Annotated in this window: 16 protein-coding genes and 1 pseudogene; 13 read left to right on the forward strand and 4 right to left on the reverse strand. The window is 37.5% G+C overall.

Annotation, left to right across the window (positions count from 1 at the left end; all coding sequences use genetic code 11):
- Positions 1 to 28 precede the first annotated feature (28 nt).
- The 10 genes and pseudogenes from nagA (at position 29) to ABC371_RS16870 (ending at position 12,939) form a co-directional block, all read left to right on the forward strand.
- Positions 29 to 1,195: an N-acetylglucosamine-6-phosphate deacetylase gene (nagA, locus tag ABC371_RS16825; RefSeq protein ID WP_412897837.1), complete on the forward strand. Its 1,167-nt coding sequence runs from the start codon at positions 29 to 31 to the stop codon at positions 1,193 to 1,195.
- Between the two features lie 47 nt (positions 1,196 to 1,242).
- Complete coding sequence (locus ABC371_RS16830; protein ID WP_412897838.1) at positions 1,243 to 3,126, forward strand: beta-N-acetylhexosaminidase; 1,884 nt, start codon at positions 1,243 to 1,245, stop codon at positions 3,124 to 3,126.
- A gap of 55 nt (positions 3,127 to 3,181) precedes the next feature.
- A pseudogene (locus ABC371_RS16835) lies at positions 3,182 to 4,497 on the forward strand (GH1 family beta-glucosidase).
- 48 nt (positions 4,498 to 4,545) lie between these two features.
- Positions 4,546 to 5,529, forward strand: coding sequence for a Gfo/Idh/MocA family protein (locus ABC371_RS16840; protein ID WP_412897839.1), 984 nt, complete (start codon positions 4,546 to 4,548; stop codon positions 5,527 to 5,529).
- 1 nt (position 5,530) lies between these two features.
- Positions 5,531 to 6,505, forward strand: a complete 975-nt coding sequence (locus ABC371_RS16845) for a Gfo/Idh/MocA family protein (protein WP_412897840.1) — start codon at positions 5,531 to 5,533, stop codon at positions 6,503 to 6,505.
- A gap of 22 nt (positions 6,506 to 6,527) precedes the next feature.
- Complete coding sequence (locus ABC371_RS16850) at positions 6,528 to 8,105, forward strand: FAD-dependent oxidoreductase (protein WP_412897841.1); 1,578 nt, start codon at positions 6,528 to 6,530, stop codon at positions 8,103 to 8,105.
- Between the two features lie 26 nt (positions 8,106 to 8,131).
- A complete protein-coding gene (locus ABC371_RS16855; RefSeq protein ID WP_412897842.1) occupies positions 8,132 to 9,973 on the forward strand; it encodes a hypothetical protein in 1,842 nt (613 codons plus the stop codon).
- 16 nt (positions 9,974 to 9,989) lie between these two features.
- Positions 9,990 to 11,579, forward strand: a complete 1,590-nt coding sequence (locus tag ABC371_RS16860; protein WP_412897843.1) for a hypothetical protein — start codon at positions 9,990 to 9,992, stop codon at positions 11,577 to 11,579.
- A gap of 13 nt (positions 11,580 to 11,592) precedes the next feature.
- Entirely contained in the window at positions 11,593 to 12,210 is a 618-nt protein-coding gene (locus tag ABC371_RS16865; RefSeq protein WP_412897844.1) for an SGNH/GDSL hydrolase family protein, read from the forward strand.
- Positions 12,211 to 12,381: 171 nt separating this feature from the next.
- Positions 12,382 to 12,939, forward strand: a complete 558-nt coding sequence (locus ABC371_RS16870; RefSeq protein WP_412897845.1) for a hypothetical protein — start codon at positions 12,382 to 12,384, stop codon at positions 12,937 to 12,939.
- Positions 12,940 to 13,281: 342 nt separating this feature from the next.
- Here ABC371_RS16870 and ABC371_RS16875 read toward each other — a convergent pair whose 3' ends face one another.
- The gene (locus tag ABC371_RS16875; protein ID WP_412897846.1) at positions 13,282 to 14,598 is read right to left on the reverse strand and encodes an NAD(P)/FAD-dependent oxidoreductase; all 1,317 of its coding nucleotides are present in this window, start codon (positions 14,596 to 14,598) and stop codon (positions 13,282 to 13,284) included.
- A gap of 150 nt (positions 14,599 to 14,748) precedes the next feature.
- Here ABC371_RS16875 and ABC371_RS16880 point away from each other — a divergent pair, with 150 nt between their 5' ends.
- The gene (locus tag ABC371_RS16880; RefSeq protein WP_412897847.1) at positions 14,749 to 15,477 is read left to right on the forward strand and encodes an ABC transporter ATP-binding protein; all 729 of its coding nucleotides are present in this window, start codon (positions 14,749 to 14,751) and stop codon (positions 15,475 to 15,477) included.
- Positions 15,474 to 16,226, forward strand: coding sequence for an ABC transporter permease (locus ABC371_RS16885; protein WP_412897848.1), 753 nt, complete (start codon positions 15,474 to 15,476; stop codon positions 16,224 to 16,226). Before ABC371_RS16880 ends, ABC371_RS16885 begins: the two co-directional genes overlap by 4 nt.
- 135 nt (positions 16,227 to 16,361) lie before the next feature.
- Here the strand turns inward: ABC371_RS16885 and ABC371_RS16890 are convergent, their stop codons facing one another.
- A complete protein-coding gene (locus tag ABC371_RS16890; protein WP_412897849.1) occupies positions 16,362 to 17,063 on the reverse strand; it encodes a cell wall hydrolase in 702 nt (233 codons plus the stop codon).
- Between the two features lie 178 nt (positions 17,064 to 17,241).
- Positions 17,242 to 18,813: a glucose PTS transporter subunit IIA gene (locus tag ABC371_RS16895; protein WP_412897850.1), complete on the reverse strand. Its 1,572-nt coding sequence runs from the start codon at positions 18,811 to 18,813 to the stop codon at positions 17,242 to 17,244.
- Positions 18,814 to 18,955: 142 nt separating this feature from the next.
- Between ABC371_RS16895 and ABC371_RS16900 the strand changes: the two genes are divergently transcribed.
- Positions 18,956 to 20,140 carry an AraC family transcriptional regulator gene (locus ABC371_RS16900; RefSeq protein WP_412897851.1) on the forward strand — a complete coding sequence of 395 codons (1,185 nt, stop codon included), beginning with the start codon at positions 18,956 to 18,958 and terminating at the stop codon, positions 20,138 to 20,140.
- 52 nt (positions 20,141 to 20,192) lie between these two features.
- Here the strand turns inward: ABC371_RS16900 and ABC371_RS16905 are convergent, their stop codons facing one another.
- Entirely contained in the window at positions 20,193 to 21,353 is a 1,161-nt protein-coding gene (locus ABC371_RS16905) for a M20 family metallopeptidase (protein ID WP_412897852.1), read from the reverse strand.
- Between the last annotated feature and the right edge of the window lie 80 nt (positions 21,354 to 21,433).

Genomic DNA, 21,433 nt, shown 5'->3' on the forward strand with positions numbered 1-21,433 from the left:
GGTTGAATATGGAGGATTTCGTAATCAAATGTTGCACAACCACTATTACTTACAAGGAAATATTGTTTCCGATAAAAGAATAAATAACAATATGGCCATAGAAATTAAAGATGGAAAAATCATTTTCGTTGGTAAGAAAGACACAATAAACAAAACGGATCTGCACATCTACCAAGTGGATGGGTGGATCTGTCCAGGTTTTATCGATACTCATATCCACGGTCTTAATGGGTACGATTTTATGGACCGTACAAAGGAAGGTTTTTATCGCATTCAAGATGGGCTCCCATCCTTTGGTGTGACAAGTTTCTTGTCTACATCAAGGGCAGCTACATTAGAGGATATTAAAACCTTCCTTTTATTAAGTAAACAAGTAGTCGCTGAAGAACGTAATGGTGCCCATCTATTGGGTGTTCATTTAGAAGGACCCTGGATTAATCAAAAATATAAAGGTGCCCAAAAAGCAGAGTATATTGTAGATCCCGTTTTAGAGGAAGTACGATCAATCCTTCATTTATCCGAAGGTTTGATTCGAATTGTAACTTTGGCTCCGGAACTACCTAATGCAGTAGATGTGATTATGTTATTGCACGAACAAAATATTTCGATTTCAGCAGGACATACAGCTGCGACCTATGGGGAAGTCGAACAAGCGATTAAGTATGGTTTATCGAGAGTTACACATTGTTTCAATGGAATGGGTCCGATCACACATCGCAATTTAACTATTTCATTTGCAGCACTTGATTTACAAGAATTACATTGTGAAATTATTGCAGATGGCTTTCATGTGCATTCAAAAATGATAGAGATGCTATACAAAATGAAAGGTGTTGATCACATTACATTCATTTCCGATTGCACCGGAACCAATCGATTACCGGATGGATGTCATCAAATCGGTGGCAAAACAGTCTACAAACAGAATGGAAAGGTAACATTGGCAAATGGTAGCCTTGCAGGTAGCTCATTGACTCTAGACAAGGCGATTCAATTTAGTGTTTTTAATTGTAACATTCCCCTTGAAGAGGCTGTGCAAATGGCAACTTATAACCCGGCAATTGTATGCGGGATGAGTGAACAGAAAGGAAGAATTGCGGTTGGGTATGATGCGGACCTTGTCATCTTATCAAATGATCTAGAAGTAGAACGTACGATAATAAATGGATATTTTGTGTTCGAGCGTAATGAATAGAGAGAACAACCATGATCGTTTAGTAAAAACGAAAAGAGGTATCGAATATGCAAATTAATTTAGTAGGTGAGAAAAGTTCAATTTTAAAAGGATTAGAGCTATTAACGGATGAGCTCAGTATTGAATTACATGAAAAAGGGTACCCGATTACGATTACACAAAGGGTAGGTCCGATCCATGTTAGCAATAAGGATGGGAAAGGTAACATCTTTTATCAGGAAAAAATCCATTTCTACCGCGCGATGGGGGTGTGGTTAGAGAATTATAGAAAGACTGGTGACTTTGAGCTGACTGAACAGCCTAATTTCCAAACGAGTGGAGTTATGCTCGATGTTTCTAGGAATGCCGTGTTAAAGGTGGATGAAGTACAAGGGCTACTTAGGAAATTGGCGATCATGGGCTTAAATGTCGTCATGCTTTATACAGAGGATACTTATGAAGTTCCAGATTACCCGTATTTTGGGTATATGCGTGGTAGATACACGGAGGAAGAACTGAGGACTTGTGATGAATATGCAGATCATTTTGGAATTGAAATGATTCCTTGTATCCAAACTCTTGCCCATTTGACAATGGCATTAAAGTGGGGATATGCAAAAGAAATTAGAGATACAGCTGATATTTTATTAGTAGGTGAATCGAAGACATACCAATTTATTGAAAGTATGATTGAGACTGCTTCTAAACCTTTTAAATCCAAACGAATTCATATTGGTATGGATGAAGCACATCAGCTTGGGTTAGGACGGTATTTAGATTTAAATGGATATGAGAATCGCTTTGATATTATGAACAAGCACCTAGATAAAGTAGTTTCAATCGCTAAACGACATGGTCTGTCACCAATGATTTGGAGTGACATGTATTTTCGTTTGGGTTCAAAACACGGTGAATATTATGATAAAGACGTTCATATTCCGAAAGAAGCAATTGACTCCATACCAGAAAATGTGCAACTTGTTTATTGGGATTATTACCACGCAGATGAAGAGTTTTATCGATCTTATATTCAGAAACATAAAGAATTAGGGAGAGATACACTTTTTGCGGGTGGAGCATGGACATGGAATGGAATTTCGCCAAACTATGGAAGAGCGTTTGTGACAACAGAAGCTGCACTAGCAGCGTGTAAAAAAGACGGTCTCCAAGAAGTCTTTACGACATTATGGGGCGATAATGGAGCGGAAACGCCGCTCACAACTGCGCTACCTGTTATTCAACTTTATGCTGAACATACTTATCACGAAACAGTGACAATGGAACAGTTAGCCCAACGTTTCTATTTCTGTACTGGAAATCATCTTGAGGATTTTCTCGTTCTAAATCAATTGGATGAAACGCCAGGTGTGATGAAAAATAATGTAAACTCATCCAATGCATCAAAGTTCCTATTGTGGCAGGATCTTCTTTTCGGATTATTTGATGAAAATATCCGTGGCCTTGATATGAATGTACATTATCAGAAACTAATTCCTAAAATTACTGCGGCGAAGGAAAGAAATCCTAACGCAGTCCAAATTTTTGAGTTCTATGCGCAACTAGCAAACGTATTAAGTGTAAAGGCAGAGATGGGAATCCATTTGAAAGCAGCTTATGACCAGGGAGATAAGGATTCTATGACAACTCTTTTAAGAAAGATTAACTTATTGACAAACGAGGTTCATAAACTTCACCAAAAACATCGAGAAGTTTGGTTTTCATTATATAAACCATTTGGTTGGGAAATTATCGAGTTCCGGTATGGGGGACTATCAGCCCGTCTAGCAACCACACAAATACGGATTCAGCAATGGCTGGAAGGGACAATCGATCGAATTGAAGAATTAGAAGAAACAAGATTAATACATGATGGCCCAAATGGGATTCCAGAAGGTTCCTTAGGAAACCACTTTTACCACCGAATTGCAACAGCGGGTAATTTTAATTGGTAAATAGAATGCACGTTAGGAGGTAATAGGTATGCCTATTATTCGTTTTCCGAAAGACATGAAATGGGGTACAGCGACTGCAGCGTATCAAGTAGAAGGTGCAGCATTTAAGGATGGAAGAGGGTTATCCATATGGGATACCTTTTCCCACACCCCTGGAAAAGTGAAGAATGGGGATAATGGTGATATCGCATGTGATAGCTATCATCGTTACCATGAGGATATAGAATTATTGGACCAATTAGGTGCAAATGTGTATCGCTTTTCTGTTTCTTGGCCGAGGATTTATCCAAATGGAACAGGAAAACTCAACCCAAAAGGCTTGCTATATTATCATAATTTGGCAGACAGGTTAGTGGAAAAAGGGATTGAACCAATGCTTACCCTTTACCACTGGGACCTTCCGCAAGCCCTACAGGATCAAGGTGGTTGGGCGAGTCGAGATACAGTTGATGCCTTTAGCCATTATGCTGAAACTATTTTTAGAGAGTTTAATGGAAAAGTAAAATATTGGCAAACCATTAATGAACCTTTATGTGCAGCTTTTTTATCAAATTATCGTGGTGTACACGGCCAGGATATCAGGATCTACAACTTGCTGTGGATGTTTCCCACCACTTGGTTTTGGCACATGGAAAAGCGGTCAAGGCTTTTCGAGAACTAGGAATCGAAGGTCAAATTGGCACAGCAACGAATACTACATGGAGAGAACCTTTTAGTAATCGAGTAGAAGATATCGAAGCTTGTAGGAGAGAAATTGGCCATAATATTGATTGGTTTCTTGATCCTATTTTTAAAGGTGAGTACCCACAATATTTAGTGGATTGGTTTAAGAAGAAGGGTGCAGAACTGCATGTTGAAGATGGGGACATGGAAATCATTCAACAGCCGATTGATTTTATTGGTGTCAACTATTATTCCGGTAATGTCGCACGATTTAAAGAGAATACTGGATTACTAGATATTGAGAATATTGAAATTGATTATACCCATACACATATTGGCTGGCCGATTTATGCAGACGGCTTATATAAAGTGTTTCAATATCTCGCAGAGCGGTATGGAAATATTCCATTATTTATTACGGAAAATGGGGCTTGTTGTGTGGATGAACTTGTAAACGGGATAGTAGATGATCAAGATCGAATAAACTATTACAAGCAACATCTAACTGCTGTGAGTAGAGCTATAGATTCAGGGATTCCTATTCTTGGTTATCTAGCATGGTCATTATTAGATAACTTTGAGTGGGCAGACGGTTACGGAAAACGATTTGGTCTTGTTTATGTAGACTTCCAAACTTTGGAACGCATTCAGAAAGAAAGTTACAGCTGGTATAAAAAAGTAATTGCCAATGGGTGGATGGAAATATAAAACATCTTAATACGCAACTTCGAGAATAAAAGGATAGAGGTGGATTGTATGCAAAACGTTTTATTGATTGGTGCAGGAACAATGGGGAAGGAGCATGCTAGTTCATATTACGATATGGAAGATGTTCGTGTTGTAGGAATCGTTGACACTCGAATCGATCAAGCCCAGCAAATTATCGGTGAGCATGATGCAAAAAATTTTCAAACTTTAGAAGAAGCGGTAAATATTCTCGAACAAATTGATGTGATTGATGTTTGTGTTCCAACTTTCCTACATAAAGAGTATGTTCTGAAAGCTGCGGATTATGGAATTGATGTAATATGCGAAAAACCATTAGCTTATACACTTGAAGATGCTCGTGAAATGATAGATTACTGTGAAAAGAAAAATGTGAAGTTATTCGTTGGGCATGTTGTTCGTTTCTTCCCACAGTATGCAAAAGCAAAGGAACTTGTTGCAAAGGGCTCAATTGGTGATATTGGCGTCGTTCGAACAAGGCGTGGTGGACATTTTCCGGCGGGCTGGAGCGATTGGTATTCGGACCATACCAAAAGTGGTGGAGTGATATTAGATTTGATCATCCATGATTTTGATTTTCTACGTTGGAACTTTGGTGAAGTGGAGCGAGTATTTGCGAAAGAACATCTTGATCACGACTATGCCATTGTTACTTTGGTTTTTAAATCAGGAGTCATCGCACATGTTGAAGGTTCATGGAGGCATCAAACGTTTTCCACTCAGTTTGAATTTGCTGGTAAAAGTGGGATTATCGAATATGATAGTTTAAAAGAAGAACCGGTTTTACTTTCAATTAAACAATCAGTTGATAAAAAAAGTGGAGTTGAAGTACCTAAAAGTCCTTTAAAAAAATCACCATATTTTATTGAACTCAAACATTTCTTGAAATGTATGAAAACCAATGAAACGCCAATTGTGACAGCAGAAGATGCGTATAAAGCAATGGAAATATCAGTAGCTGCCCTTCAATCTATAAAAACAGGTTTACCTGTCATACTAAAGGGGGAAAACTGACATGAAAATTGGAATCATTAGCTTCGCTCATATGCATGCAAATAGTTATGCAGCAGCCTTAAAGGAAATGGAAGGTGTCACATTAGCTGGAATAGCCGATGACAATGAGGAAAGAGGGTCGAAAAGTTCACAGCTTTTTGATACAGTTTATTATAAAAATTATCAAGATTTACTTGACTCTGATATCGATGCGGTAATTGTGACATCAGAAAATAGTTTGCACCATCAGCATGTAATTGCTGCTGCTAAAGCAGGTAAACATATTCTTTGTGAAAAGCCATTAGCTACCAACTTAAAAGATATCGAAGAAATGATTCGTATTTGTGAACATTATGGAGTTCTGTTAGGAACAGCTTTTCCTGTCCGATTTAATACACCTATTCAACATGCTAAAAAAGTGATTGAAGAAGGTGTATTAGGAGATATTTTAGCGATTAAGGGAACAAATCGGGGAACGAATCCAGGTGGCTGGTTTATTGATAAAGCGAAATCAGGCGGTGGAGCGGTACTTGATCATACAGTCCATGTTGTCGATATCATGAGATGGTTTACAGGGGCAGAAGTGAAGGAAGTTTACGCAGAAATTGGAAATGCCTATATCGATCATCAGATTGATGATTGTGGGATACTTACAATGGAATTTACCAACGGAATGTTTGCAACTCTAGATTGTAGTTGGTCAAGAAATAGCGCCTATCCTACGTGGGGAGATGTGACAATGGAAATTATTGGGACAAATGGCACTTTGAAAATTGACGCGTTCTCCCAAAAATTCGATTTCTATTCCAATCAGGAAGGTGTCAATTGGATTGGCTGGGGAGATGATATGGACGCCGGTTTGATGGAGGATTTTGTTGCGAGTGTAAGAGAAGGTAGAGCCCCACTAGCAACCGGGCATTCAGGAATGAAAGCGGTAGAAGTAGCATTAGCAGCTTATCAATCTTTCGAGAAAAAAACACCTGTAAAATTGATTTAAATGAATAAAGAGAGGTGAAAAAATGGCAGTTTCTCATGAACTACAAGCTGATATAGTGATTATAGGTGGGGGCTTAGGAGGATGTGCAGCTGCATTATCCGCCTTACAATCTGGAAAAACGGTCCTTTTAACCGAGGAGACAAAATGGATTGGTGGCCAAATAACAAACCAAGGAGTGCCACCAGATGAGCATCCATGGATCGAAAGCTTTGGAGCCACAAGAAGCTATCGTACATTTCGAAGAAAAATTAGAGAATACTATCTTACGAATTTTCCAGTTAAGAACACGGAACGAATACATGATCAATTTAATCCTGGATCTGCCATTGTAAGTAAAATAAGTCATGAGCCTAAAGTTGCTTTACGGGTGTTTTACGATATGCTAGCACCCTATATAAGCAATGGGAAATTAACCTTATTATCAGAATATAAAATAATAACAGCTGAAACAGAACAAGATTACGTTCGAGCTGTTACCGTTCAGCATTCTAGTTCAGGAAATACCTACCATTTAAAGGGAATGTATTTCTTGGATGCAACAGAAAGTGGGGATGTATTACCACTAGCTGGTGTAGAGTATGTAATCGGTGCTGAATCTCAGGCAGAAACCGGTGAAGCTCATGCACCAAAGGTTGCAGAACCATTTAATATGCAGGCGTTTACATACTGCTTTGCCATTGATCATATAGATGGAGAAAATTATACAATTGAAAAACCTGCTCAATATGAGTTTTGGAAAAACTATCAAGCTGAATTCTGGCCAGCCAAGCAATTAAGCTGGTGGGGGGTTGTCCCTCATACATTGGAACCGATTGAGTATTCTTTATTTTACGAGCCTAATCGCTTTTCACTATGGAATTACCGCAGAATTATCGATAAAAATAATTTTGAACAAGGTACGTTTCAAAGTGATATTACAATCGTGAATTGGCCACAAAATGATTATTGGTTAGGTCCTATCATTGACGTAACTGAAGAAGAAAAAGGAAAACATCTATATAATGCCAAACAATTAAGCTTGTCCTTACTATATTGGATGCAAACGGAGGCGCCACGTCCTGATGGTGGAAAAGGGTATCCTGGAATTCGGTTAAGAAAGGATATTTTAGGAACAGAAGATGGCCTGGCTATGTTTCCATATATCCGTGAATCGAGGAGAATAAAAGCCCAATTTACAGTGAAGGAACAACATGTCAGTGGTGAATTGGAAGGAAAAGAAAGTGCAACGTATTTTCCTGATAGTGTTGGAATTGGAAGTTATCGCTTAGACTTGCATCCGAGTACAGGAATGAATACATATATTGATTTTTCATCTCATCCATTCCAAATTCCACTCGGAAGTTTATTGCCTATTCGAGTTAAAAATTTGTTGCCCGCCAGCAAAAATATTGGGACTACTCATATTACGAATGGTTGTTATCGACTTCATCCGGTGGAATGGAATATCGGGGAAGCAGCCGGTCATCTAGCAGCATATTGTATTGATCATGAAATCATCCCACATGAAGTGAGACATAACGAAGAAAAGTTAAAGGATTTTCAGTCACGTTTAGTGAAAGCAGGAATTGAACTGGATTGGCCAAAAATTCATAAAATATGATTAAGAATAAGAGTGAGTGATACGGAATGATCGCACTAGTTGACAAAAGTATGGAAATGAAGAGTCAGGTTTTTTTCAATCATTATTTTTCAAATATCAATGAACTTTTACATGAAGATCTCCATCAATATACATATATTTTTATTAATGGTCTTACCAATGGAAAACCAATGAAATTGTCATATGAGATACTTGAAAAGTTATGGACCTTTGTAGAACAAGGTGGGATTTTATATGGGGAGCTCATCAATTGTGATGACTTCCCATCCTCTCGTCTTTTTGGGTTCAAGCAAGACTTTTCGGTGACCAATCACCGTTTAGAAAAACTGGTGATTTCACGTGATAATTCCTTTTGTAAAAAAGGGCAGCTGCTCGAATGGCATGGTCCTTTTTTAACAGGCTTTACCTTCGACACCGAAAGACTGCTAAATATCGGTCATTTTAAAGAGACTCATTGTACTGAAGATGAAGGGAAATATCCTGGTATTGTTGTGAAAAATCATGGGGAAGGAAAAGCCGTTTTTTCGACTTTTTCTTTTTTGGGCAATGACCAGAATTGGACGTTACGACCTAATTGGGTATGGAATCAAGTTATCAAATGGTTGCAAATGGAGTATCACTTGCCTCTTAAAAGCAAACATTTGGTTATTCAGACCTCAAAGGAAAACAATCTTGAAAAAACAATCGAAAAGGGTATGAATTGGTTTTTAACCTCTGGAATTTTACCAAAGGAAGATGGAAGCCTTGGAATTTATGAAAATATCCATTCTATTCGAAGCGATATTAGTAAGGATTTTCGACCGGATTGTCATGCACATACTGCGCTTTTATTTTACCTATATGGAGAATATTCGCATGAACCTACATGGATAGAGAGGTCTCATAATTTACTAAACTATTTATTTGAAGGTGGCTATCAGGATACAGATCCTGATTCAGCTACGTATGGTTTCTGGAAATGGTTTCAAAGCCCGAAGGAAAAACCGGATCAAATCTTTTCCGATGATAATAGTTGGGTAGCACTTGTTCTATTATTTCTATACCGTAAAACCGGTAAAACGGAATACAAAGAGAGAGGCTTATTAACAGCTTATGCTCTTTTACACACGCAAAATAAAAACGGACTTCGACCGGAATGTATTCGGGAAAAAGAATTACATGACCAAGGCACCACATATTTCAAAAATTCAACCATGACCAGTATGAATCCTCATTTTGAAGCAATCGTTCATTCGGCATTTATCCAAGCCTATCTTGTCTCAAAGGATGATGCTTTTTTACAAACTGCATATCAAGGTACGTTAACATTGCTTGAAAATAAAAGAGATTTAAAGTTTATGTATAGTAAGACGGCTGGATATAGTAGATTCTTACTATCCTTAGCACAAATCTATGCCGTTACAAAGGATGAAACCATTCTAAAAGGGCTACATGAAGTAATTGATTACTTAGCTAAAAATCAACATGAATTAGGTGGTATCGAGGAACGTGATAATCCAGATCCTGACCGCTATGGTACAGAGGACACAGGAGTGTTCCGAATGAACGGGGAAGGGATTGCGGATCAATTGTATACGAATAACTTCTTGCTCATGAATGCATGGGAGGCTTGGAAAACTACGGGCGACCCAACAGTGAAAGAGTTTTATGAAAAGCTTAGTCGTTTTTTATCTGGCATTCAAATTACTTCTCCAAAAATAGAATTTGATGGTGGCTGGATGCGTTCTTTTCATCTTGAGCGTGGCGAGTACTTTGGCAATAATGGTGACACTGGCTGGGGAGCATATGTGATAGAAAGTGGATGGACAAATGCAATCATCCTTTCAGGCCTTATATTAAGAGAAATAGATCAATCATTACTGGATTAGTGTGAGGAGGTGCACAATGTCGGTTACATGCAGCATTCTTTCTGATAACATATCTGTAGTATTTGCTAAAGAAGAGTTACTCAAGTACATTCAACAAGTCGAGCAGCCCATTCCTTATTCATTTGTGTTAGGGTTGGAACAAGAATTTATTGAAGAGGGCTTAGTAGAACAAGCAACTTTAAAGGAAGATCCAACAATTGACTCTTTTCAAATTGTACAAAAGGAAAACGAAATTTATATCATCAGTTCAAATCCTAGGTCCGTGCTATATGGTGTTTATCATACTTGTAAAAAACTATTTGGATATAAATGGGTTCATTTTTTATCTGAAGAAAAAATTGAATACAAAGATGTTAGTTTTATAAAATCTTCAAGTCACCGTGGAAGGATGGTTAGAAGAGGATTAGTTATAGAAAATTATGAAGACACTTCATTTCTTTTACAGATGATCGATTGGGCAACAAAACACTATATTAATGAATTATTTTTTACATTTATGTTATGGGATAAGGTAAAACCAGTAATTGAAAAGGAGCTAGAAAAGCGTGGGCTCGCAATTACAATCGGTGGCCATAGCATGCATTACTTATTAAGTGATATCTCAATTTCGGATAAAAAGCAGATTAATTACTCAGATGATAGTTGGCAAAGTTTACTGATTGATAAAATAAAAAACAAAATCGACAAAACATCTTCTATTAAAAGAGTATCCCTATGGCCAGCGGATATAGGGATAAAGGATGACCAAGACTTCTTAGCAAAATACATACGATTTACTGAACAATTTAAAAAACAAATTCCTCGTATTGAAGTAGAACATATAGCTTACAATGCCGGATTATCATGGGATATGTTAGAACTACCAGATGGTTTCGATAGTTCGAAAAAGGTGGATACGTTATTTGCATTCTGGGGTAGGAACTATCAGCAATCTTTTAAAAATGAGGATAGAGCATTTGAGGCTTTACATAAATGGTGTCAAGCAACGAAAGCTACTCAAAAAGATATAACAATTTTTGAATACTATAGTGACCATTTTATGTTAGGTAATCTTTTTCCACCTTTATTTCAAAGGATTCATGAAGATATTAATCTGTATTTGAAGTTGGGAATCAACCAAATAGTCAATCTAATCGTTCCATACATTCCTAAAGAAAATGCCAATGAACTAGATAATAAGTATCCATGGGAACCAATACAGCTAATGAACAGCTATTATTTTGCACGATTAACTTGGGGCGATGGCTTTGACGAAATCGAAGGGGACTTTTACTCGATCTTTAATGAACAACAAATAATGGCCAAGAAAGTCCTTAAGAAAATGGAATCGGTACTATCAGAGGTATCGAAATGGAACTTCCCTTTATTTCCAAGTCGGGTAATAGATCCTGAAAAAGTAAAAGAATGTGATGATTTAGATCTTGTTATCTCTGACCTTAATAAATGGAAAAATGAACTTGAACCATTTAAAGTCGATTTCATATCAGAAATTAAAGACCCAACCAGTATGATAACTTTTTATATTTATTATGTGTGTGAAATGCTAGAATATTACTTAGGTGAATGGATGGAAAAGGAAGAGCAAGTGTCAGATAAACTACAATAGTACGGGGGAAAGTATGAAACAGCGAATTGTTTTTATTGGTGATAGTATTACGTGGTGGGGGATGAGTGAGAGTGATTCGATAGGAACTGGCTATGTAAGATTGCTACATGATTATTTAAAGGTTACCTACCCAAATAGGGATATGGACATTATAAACAAAGGGATTAGTGGTAATCGGATAACAGACCTAGCCGAGCGGTGGGACAATGATGTAATTTCTTATCAACCGGACTTTGTATCGATTTCCATAGGGATCAATGATGTATGGAGGCAAGTGGATTCTCCTGAAATACAACAAGTTTTACCAAATCAGTTTGAAGAAGTGCTTGAGCATCTTCTTAAAAATACCAAGCAAAAAACCAATGCATCCATTATTCTAATGGAACCCACTGTTATATCAGAAGATATTCAGGGAAAAGGAAATATGATGTTAAAGCCATATATAGAAATCATCCATGAACTTGCAAAAAAACATCATGCAGTCGTCGTTCCAACCCATCAGGCATTCCTTTCATTTTTGAAATATAAGAAGGCATTTCCGCTTACTATAGATGGTGTTCATATGAACACGGCAGGGAATATGCTCATGGCTAAAACATGGATAAAAGCAACAAAAGAGCTACTAGGGTAATATACTGATATTTAATGTAAAGGAGTAACTTTCTAAAAAGTAAAGTTGCTCCTTTTTACTTGTTTTACGTTCTACTAACTATAAGTTGCTTAAGTTTCCCAGAATCTAACACTTTTCGACATCCCTATAAAGGTATAATGAGAAAAATGAATCAATAGGGAGGTTCAATTCTTGCTAGATTCTAGTCATGAATTCTATTTAAACAGTGCAGAAAAGCAATTAATTATTAACGGGATTACAAATGGATTAGAGCGTTTTTATAAAGATAGAGAGGGGAAATCCGCCCTCGTCACCGAAAGAAACTTCATCTCTAGACAACGCGCCTCTTATGTGTTCGACTCCATCTACCACATCGCGAATCAACACCCAGAATTGAATGTAACACCCGAAATTCGAACAGCAGGTTTATCCTATGAATATGTATCGCTATTTTTTGAAACCCGAAAAATAGTCGTCACCTTCAGCCAAGTGAAGCGAGCGGAAGATTTACCAGAATACAGTGAATACCGCAACGAGTACACTGAAGGAAATCGCTTATACAATCCACAACTTTCCTTTTTCCGGGATGAGGATGAGTTTAATCTCAAAATCTACAAACATCTCGTCGTCACCTTCAATGGTTCTCATGGACCGGATCCATTGTTTGTATGGATTGGTGCGACAACGCCTGAACAGAATGAGTGGATTTATCATGAAGAACTTACAGTAGATGTTGGTGTGGGAAAGTAAATGGTGACCTTGAAAATCTTACATAAAAACAGGTGTTTTATAAGGACTTTTGGATTTACCTGGAAAAAAACACAGCATAAAACTGGTTTATGATAAGACTTTTGGATATGTTTGGAAATAATCCTTATAAATATGGTGTATTTTAAATGACTTTTGGTTATTCCTGGTAAAACTCCTATTATAAAAGAGGTTTATCATATGACTTTTGGAAATTGTTAGTAAAAAGGCTATGTTATATGGCTCATATATAATAGCTTTTGGGCATTTATGGTAAAACTATTAATATATCTATTGCCCAGTTCCCAACTATTTCATACCAATAATCAAGGAGACTGTGTATCATCACAGTCTCCGTTTTTTAGTTAGCCCATTTTTAAAAACAGCAAATAAGATCCTCGGCTGCATTAAGATGGTCATTGGGCGTTTCAGGTTCATAACTTTAATAAACGAATCATAGACTTTCTCGTTTTCTCCTGATAAAAGGAATACTTGTTTGGCGTACCATTGTAAAAAGGCGAGACCAAGCGGTTTTTGACCTGTCGTTTCTGGATAGCGAAAATCCTCTGTTAGCACCATATTCCAAATCGGTGCAATAATTTTTGCGGACTTCTTATGAAAATCACGAATCTTAATTTCATTCTTAAATAATTCTTTTAATGCAAGTGCTTCTAACACAGCAATACTCATTCCTTGACCGAAAAAGGGATCAATTCTACATATTGTATCGCCAATCATTAGAAGACCATCAGGGAAATTCTTTACCTTCTCGATTTTTCTCCATGTAATATGTGGCACCCGATAAATGGAAATATTAGTTAAAGGTTTAGCATTTTTTAATTCAAGATAAATATCTGATTGTGGTAGCTTATTGGATAAATCTACCAAATTGGTTATTTTTTCTTTTGTATTAATGATGTCATGATACCCAATGAATGTAACTAAATATCGATTTCCCTCAATTTTTGAAATCGACCCTGCCATTTTTTCGTGAGGTGGATTTGGATAAAGTAGTTTGATTGTCCAATCTCTGTTTTTATTTTCTGGTAACTCTACAATCTGACTGACGTAAGTTAAGCCAATTTTCACTTTTTTAACCGGAATTTGTATGCCTTTTTCAGTCAGCCAACGATAGGAGAAACTAGTTGCCCCACTCGCATCTATAATAAGATCGGCATGAATAACAGAGCCATTCTTCAGTTCAACCCCGGTAATTCGATTTTCTCCCTCATTATAAACATAATTTTTAACAGTTTGATTATATTGTGTGGTGATATTTTCAACTTGTTTTATGTATTTATTAATATGCCATTCCAAATGAGGTCTGGTTTGGAGCGTAGTTGTGTAACCACCATCATAGCGAAGTTTCCACACTCCATGGTGATGCCAAGCAAGGTCTTTTGTTGAATTGATTTTTACAGCACCGGTTGAGTAAAAGCATTCAGCGATTCCAGGGAAGAGCTCCTCGAGACCATGTTCACCAGCGTGAAGCAATGCATGGATATGGTTACCTTGTGGCGCACCTTTTCTAGGGGTAGGTGATGTAGCATCCGAATCTTGCTCGAGAATAATGACTTCTTTATAAACTTCAGAAAGAACACGCGCTGCTAATTTCCCCGCAATTCCTCCGCCGATTATGATTGTTTTGTTATTTTGCTTCAATTGAAAAAACACTCCTAATGAATTTCATATGTAATCATTTTAAATTGTGTGTGACAAAAAAGGTACATACTATACAAAATAAATTAAAATTTTTCCAGTAAAGTGACCTATATGATATCTTATAGATATCGAGTTAAAGGAAGTGAACAAGTGCAAACATTAAAACCAGCCATTCATTTTAACCGTGTGGATTTTCACGCGGACAATAAACATATTTTAAAAAATATAACAGGTTCCTTTTATGAAGGAACCATTACGACCTTGGTTGGACCATCTGGAGCGGGGAAAACAACGTTGCTAAAGCTTTGTAACGGTCTTTTGACTCCAAGTTCTGGTGAAATTTACGTGAAGGAAAAAAACATCGATACATATGATCCGGTGGCATTGCGGAGAATTGTTGGAATTGCTCTGCAAAATGCCCCTATGGTAAACGGGACAGTTTTTCAGAATTTAGCGTTACCACAGACACTCCAAGGTGCAAAACTGGAAGAACAAACAGCGAAGGATCTATTAGAGGATGTTGGATTAGAAGAGGAATTTTTACATCGAGATGTTCGAGATTTATCTGGCGGACAGCGTCAAAAGGTATCTATTGCTCGCACGCTTGTGAATCATCCGAAAATCATGTTGTTGGATGAAATCACATCGGCACTTGATCGAGTCTCTAAAACCGAAATCGAGGAACTGATCGTAAAAATTAATCAGAAGTACAAGGTAACCATGATCTGGATTACCCATAATCTCCAGCAAGCCATCGATATAGGGAACTATGTTTGGGTCTTAATGGAAGGGGAAGTTATTGAAACGGGGGAGAGCACCTTACTGAAATCTCCTACACATGAAAAAGTACGACAATTTGTAAAGGGGGAGATGGCATGAGTACACTTGCATTAGCTATCGCTCTCATTTTTGTTCTCATCCCGATTTTTTTATCGAAAACTTTTAACCTAGGCTTGGAGAAAGATACTACAATTGCGGTTGTTCGTTCCATAGTTCAGCTTTTTGCAGTTGGCTATATTTTAAAATTTGTCTTCGAGACGGAAAGTCTTATTTATATTTTTCTGATGGTAGTTGTCATGATCGTAGCGGCTACACAAAACGCAAGGAAAAAAGGTAAGGCAATCAAGGGTATCACTTGGAAAATTGCCGCAACCTTGGTTTTTATGGAGGTTCTCACCCAGGCTATTCTATTAGGATTTAAGATTACACCAGCAACCGCACAATATATCATTCCAATCAGTGGTATGGTTGTCGGAAATTCAATGGTGCTAGCGATCCTCTTTTTAAACAGGTTCACAGCGGAGGTAGATGCGCATCAAGAACAGACTGAGCTCATACTATCATTAGGTGGGACGCCAAAACAGGCGATTCATACACAACTCATTACGTCAATTAAGGCGAGTATGATTCCAACCATCGAGAGCCAAAAAACAATCGGACTTGTTCAGCTTCCAGGGATGATGAGTGGTCAAATTATTGCGGGTGCAAGTCCAATTCAAGCTGTTCAATTTCAATTGCTCGTTCTCTTTTTACTCTTAACAACAGCAGCAGTAACAAGCACCATGCTCGGATTTTTATCCTATCCAACACTGTTCAACCAACGCATGCAGTTCTTGAAGATGAGATAGAAAAAATATAAGACCAAAAATGCCTGACCCTAGTCAAAGTGAAAGGGATCAGGCATTTAATCTATTATGTAACAGGCAACCTAATCAATCCAACTAGGCTTCCTAGCTTATTTTCGAAAGTCAGTGAAACACAACTTAATACTTAAACACATGTCGTCCAATCTTCACGGCTGTTGTTCTCGAGTCTAACCATCGACTTGTGGCAATGGTAGGGTTGTAGAAGAACAACGCTTCTTTTGCAATATGTCTCATTTCAGTTAGTGCTGCTTGCACAGCTCGTTTCGATTCATCATCTGCAGGTTTATTGATCGCTCCATTTCGTACGGGTTGGAACTGACCACGTTGATAAATGACACCTCTTATTGTGTCAGGGAATTTCGGGCTTTCTAAACGATTTAATACAACTGCCGCAACTGCAACTTTTCCTTCAAATGGCTCTGCTTGAGCCTCAGCTCGTACAATTCTCGCTAATAAGTCTAACTCTTCAGTAGAAAAATTATAGATACTTGAAACACTCTTAACCTCTGTCACAACTTCCTCTGTTTTAACCGTTTCTTGCGGTGCTACAACAACTTCTTCTAATTTCTCAATATTCATTCCTTCAAATAAAGTTGGTCCATGATCACTCGTTACTTCCGTATTTATATTCTCCCCGACAACAATCAGGTCTAAATTTTCCACTTGAGGGTTTATTTCTGCTAATTCATTTAATGTCATACCATGCTTTCGTGCAATTTCAGACATCGTGTCACCTTTTTGAACTGTATAGGCAAATGCTTGATCCGCAAAAAATAGAGAAGCGATAAAGATAGCTAGTCCAAATATTATTTTTTTCATAGTTATAGTCCTCCTAGTCATAGTATTACTGGGTAACTCTCTATGACTCATTTCTATGAACTAGAAAAGTAGATTAGTATTACAGTTTCGTTACAGGTAGATTACATCTTGTCTATCTTCCAATAACTATAAAAAAAGATGATCCTCATATGATTAAGAGAACCATCCCGATACGATTTTAAATACTCAATTGTAGTAAATCTTCTAATGTATTAATATTGCCCAATTCAGGAGCTTTTACATCTACATATTTTTCTGAGTTCGTAATGACAATTGGAGTAGTCGTTTCAAAACCAGCTGCCTTAATTTGCTGTAAGTCAAAGGTAATCAGCAGATCTCCACGTTTCACATGGTCACCTTGTTTTACATGTGCTTGGTAATACTGACCTTTCAACTTTACAGTATCAATCCCGATACAAATTAATATTTCAGCTCCATCTTTTGATGTAACCCCAATGGCATGACCAGTTGGAAAGACAGTAGTGACAACTCCATCTACTGGAGACACGACTTTTCCATCTTCAGGTTCAATCGCGATTCCTTTTCCAACAGATTCTGTAGCAAATAGAGGCTCTTTGATAGTAGTTAATGGTACTACCTTCCCGTGTAAAGGGCTGCTAATCTTCTCCGGTCTTACAATGATTAAATCATAATTATCTTTCGCTTTTTCTGTTTTTCCTTCAAATCCAAGTATAAAGGTTAAAATGAAACCTAATGCAAACGCAACAGCAATACCAATTAAAAATGGCAAGATAGGGGTGAAAGCAGGAATTGAAAGAACACTTGGAAGAACAAATGAATTCATAGCAACACCTAGGCTTCCATTTATTGCTCCACCAACGGCTGCTGCGATTAAGACATAAACCATCGTTTTTTTATAACGTAAGATAATTCCATAATTGATCGCTTCTGTTGTTCCAGCTAAGGAACCTGGAACTATTCCACTTGCAGCAAGCGCTTTTAAATCTTTGTCATTCGTTTTCAAAAAGACTGCTATTCCAATCCCAATTTGTGCAAATGGAGCTGCTGCAGCCATCCCGATAATTGGGTCTGGTCCTGTTGCAAGGTTTGCGATTGCTAGTGGAATGATTGTCCAATGTAAACCGGCAATCGTTAAGAATGTCCAAGCTCCTCCGAGCACAGCTCCTGCTAATAAACCGCTTTTTTCACTTAGGAACGTGATCAATGAACCTAAACCTTCTCCTAATAATGTGCCGATAGGTCCAAAAACAATAAGGGTTAATGGAACAATTATCACAAGAGATATCAATGGATTCATAAATAATTGGATATCTTTATAGATGAACTTTTTCAAGATTCTTTCTAGCCCTGCATATGCAAAAATAGCCATGAAAATAGGGAAAACAGTTGACGAATAATCAGAAAGTAAAACAGGTAGTCCAAAAAATTCAAGTGAGTCGACACCGTTTTCAACAAGATGAACAATTTCAGGACTTAAAATTGAAACACCAATAACTCCACCCACATATCCGTTTGCACCTAACTTTATTGCAATTGAGATCCCGAGAAAAACAGGGAGAAAGTGGAACACTGCATCACCTGCTGCAGATAGAACGATATATGAACCGTTTTCAATTGATAGCCAATCAAACATGACAAGTACGGATAACATCGCTTTCAAAAGACCGGCACCTGCAAGAATTCCTATGATAGGAGCAAAGCTTCCGGAAATCACATCTAAAACCATCGATAATTTTGATTGTTCTTTATTTTTCGTTGTATGATTCATAGTAGTACCTCACAATTTTCTAAGATTATCAAACGTTTTCAAAAGAATTGCTTCTTTTATTATGATATTAGTATAATGAATACATCCTGATACAATGTAGGATTATTTTGATAAAACTAGGACATATGTGAGGATTGCTGTTTTGGAAAATTCTACTATTATTTCAACAACTATAAAATTACACTATATTACAGATTTAAATTGTTATGTCTTGGATGAGGACGGTTCGTATTTGTACCGTCAAGAACTGGTGCAACTACCCCTGTTTATGCAAGAAACGCGGGATGCAGCTTTTGGAACATTATCCACATTGAGGGAGAACCAGGTCTATATTTTACATAACGAGTGGGATTTGCAGTTTTTTGGTTATGTTCTTCATGATAATGGAGTAAAATTTTGTATTCTATTAGGTCCCTTTTATGAAAAAGCACCTGACTTTTTTAAGATCTCGAGAGAATATCATTTAAATCGATCGGCAAGTGAAGAATTGCGGAATGTTGCTAAAAAAATCTCGATTCTTACAGGAGAGAAAATTAATAGCTTTACAAGTGTTTTACAGCAATTTCGAAGTCTGATGGACAAGACGGCTCCTGTAGTCATTGATTATACTTTTAAACATGATCGGAATGTCAGCCAAACAAGAAATGAGGAAATCAACCAACTTGAATTGGTTGAATTACGTTATAATATCGAAAAGGATTTTATGCGAGCGGTGGAAATGGGGAACAAGAAGCAAGCATTACAATTAATCAATTCAAATAATCTGTTATTTTCGTTTGCAGAGAGATTTCCAAATCAACCGATTAGAAGGGTAAAAAATAATTTAATTGTCTTGAATACACTACTACGAACAGCTGCAAGAAGAGGACAAGTGGCATCTATATTGGTCCATCGAATTTCTGAGGACTATGCTCTTAAGATTGAACAGGTTGATCAATTGGGAAAACTTTATCAAATCGAAGACCAGATGATTGGAGATTATTGTGATTTAGTACAGTCTCACTCTTTAAAACAGTACTCAATTATTATTCAAAAAGTCATTGAATATGTTACAAGCTACTACGATCAGCAACTAAATATTGAAAACTTGGCCGAGCAAAATGATGTAAATGTTAGTCATCTTTCACGGAAATTTAAGCAGGAGACAGGATATACAATTACCGGATTTCAGCAAATGCTTCGAATCAACCAGGCTAAATTTTTACTTGAAACAGAGAACCTCACGATTGAGGAAATTTCCTGGATGGTGGGATACGACGATCCCTCTTATTTTACGAGAGTATTTAAAAAGGAAACCGGTATGACACCGACACAATTTAGAAAATAAAAGGGGCGATTCCTTGGCTAGGGTGCCAAGAGAACCGTCCCTGTGGTTATGGTTATTTATTCGCAAATTCTTTTTTTATCTTTTCTAGTAATTGTGGCTCAGTTAATATTTTATAACCTGTTAGGGCCATGGTTTTGGCACCGAGGATCATGGCTTCTCTTCCTTGGTTGCTTAAGGCAGCCTCTCGGAATCCGTGTGTGTGACATGCAAATGGTTCATCACATATTTTTATATACGGATGGATGGAAGGAACGACATGGCTTACATTCCCCATATCAAGTGAACCACCTTCTGCGCGTTCGTGAATTTCCTCCGGATTAACTCCTAATTCAATTAATGTATCAGTAAAAGCGTCTGAAAATGTTTCATTTGTCACCATGTCATCGTAGGAAAATTCATAAAATGACCATTCCATTGTTGCTCCTGTTTGAAGGGCAGCACCTTGGGCACATTTTTTTACTTTTTCCACAAGCTCGTTTACATAAGTACGAGAAGCAGCACGGACATAGAATTGTGCCACTGCATAATCCGGTACGATATTTGCAGCTTTTCCACCTTCAGAAATAATGCCATGAATACGTGCGTCTGATGTAATATGCTGTCTTAACGCATTGATGCTGCTAAATGTTTGGAGCACCGCATCAAGGGCATTGATTCCTTCGTATGGGGCTGCTGCTGCATGTGCCGCTTTTCCGAAAAACTCAAATTGGATGGCATCCATAGCTAGGGATGCACCGCTTTTTTCGTAGTGGCTCAGCGGGTGGACCATCATGGCTACATCGAGTTGGTCGAAAATACCTTGCTCTGCCATGGTTACTTTTCCACCTTTTGTCTCTTCAGCTGGCGTACCGTACACAATCACTTTTCCGCCAGTTTCATGAATAACCTTTGACAAGCCAATTCCAGCCGCAATTCCCATTGTTCCGATTAAGTTGTGTCCGCAAGCATGGCCTAATTCAGGTAAGGCATCATATTCTGACATGATCCCAATTGTTGCACCTGGTTTACCACTGTCAAATGTCGCTTCAAACGCAGTAGGAAGACCTGCAGTTCCAATTTCTACATTAAAATTGTGTTTTTTGAGTTCGTCAGTTAAAATTTTACACGCTTTAAATTCTTCATGACCAAGCTCAGGGTTTGCCCCAATATATGCACTGATTTCGTAAAAACGCTCTTTATTTTCTTCGATAGCCGCTAGTATGTCTGCTTTCATAATGCCCCTGCTTTCTTTTTATAGGTTTCTACGGATTATTATAAAGCATGATGTATAAAAATTCAATCAAACTTCTTGTC

Source organism: Bacillus jepli, from assembly GCF_047238305.1.
Lineage (GTDB): Bacteria > Bacillota > Bacilli > Bacillales > Bacillaceae_L > Ferdinandcohnia.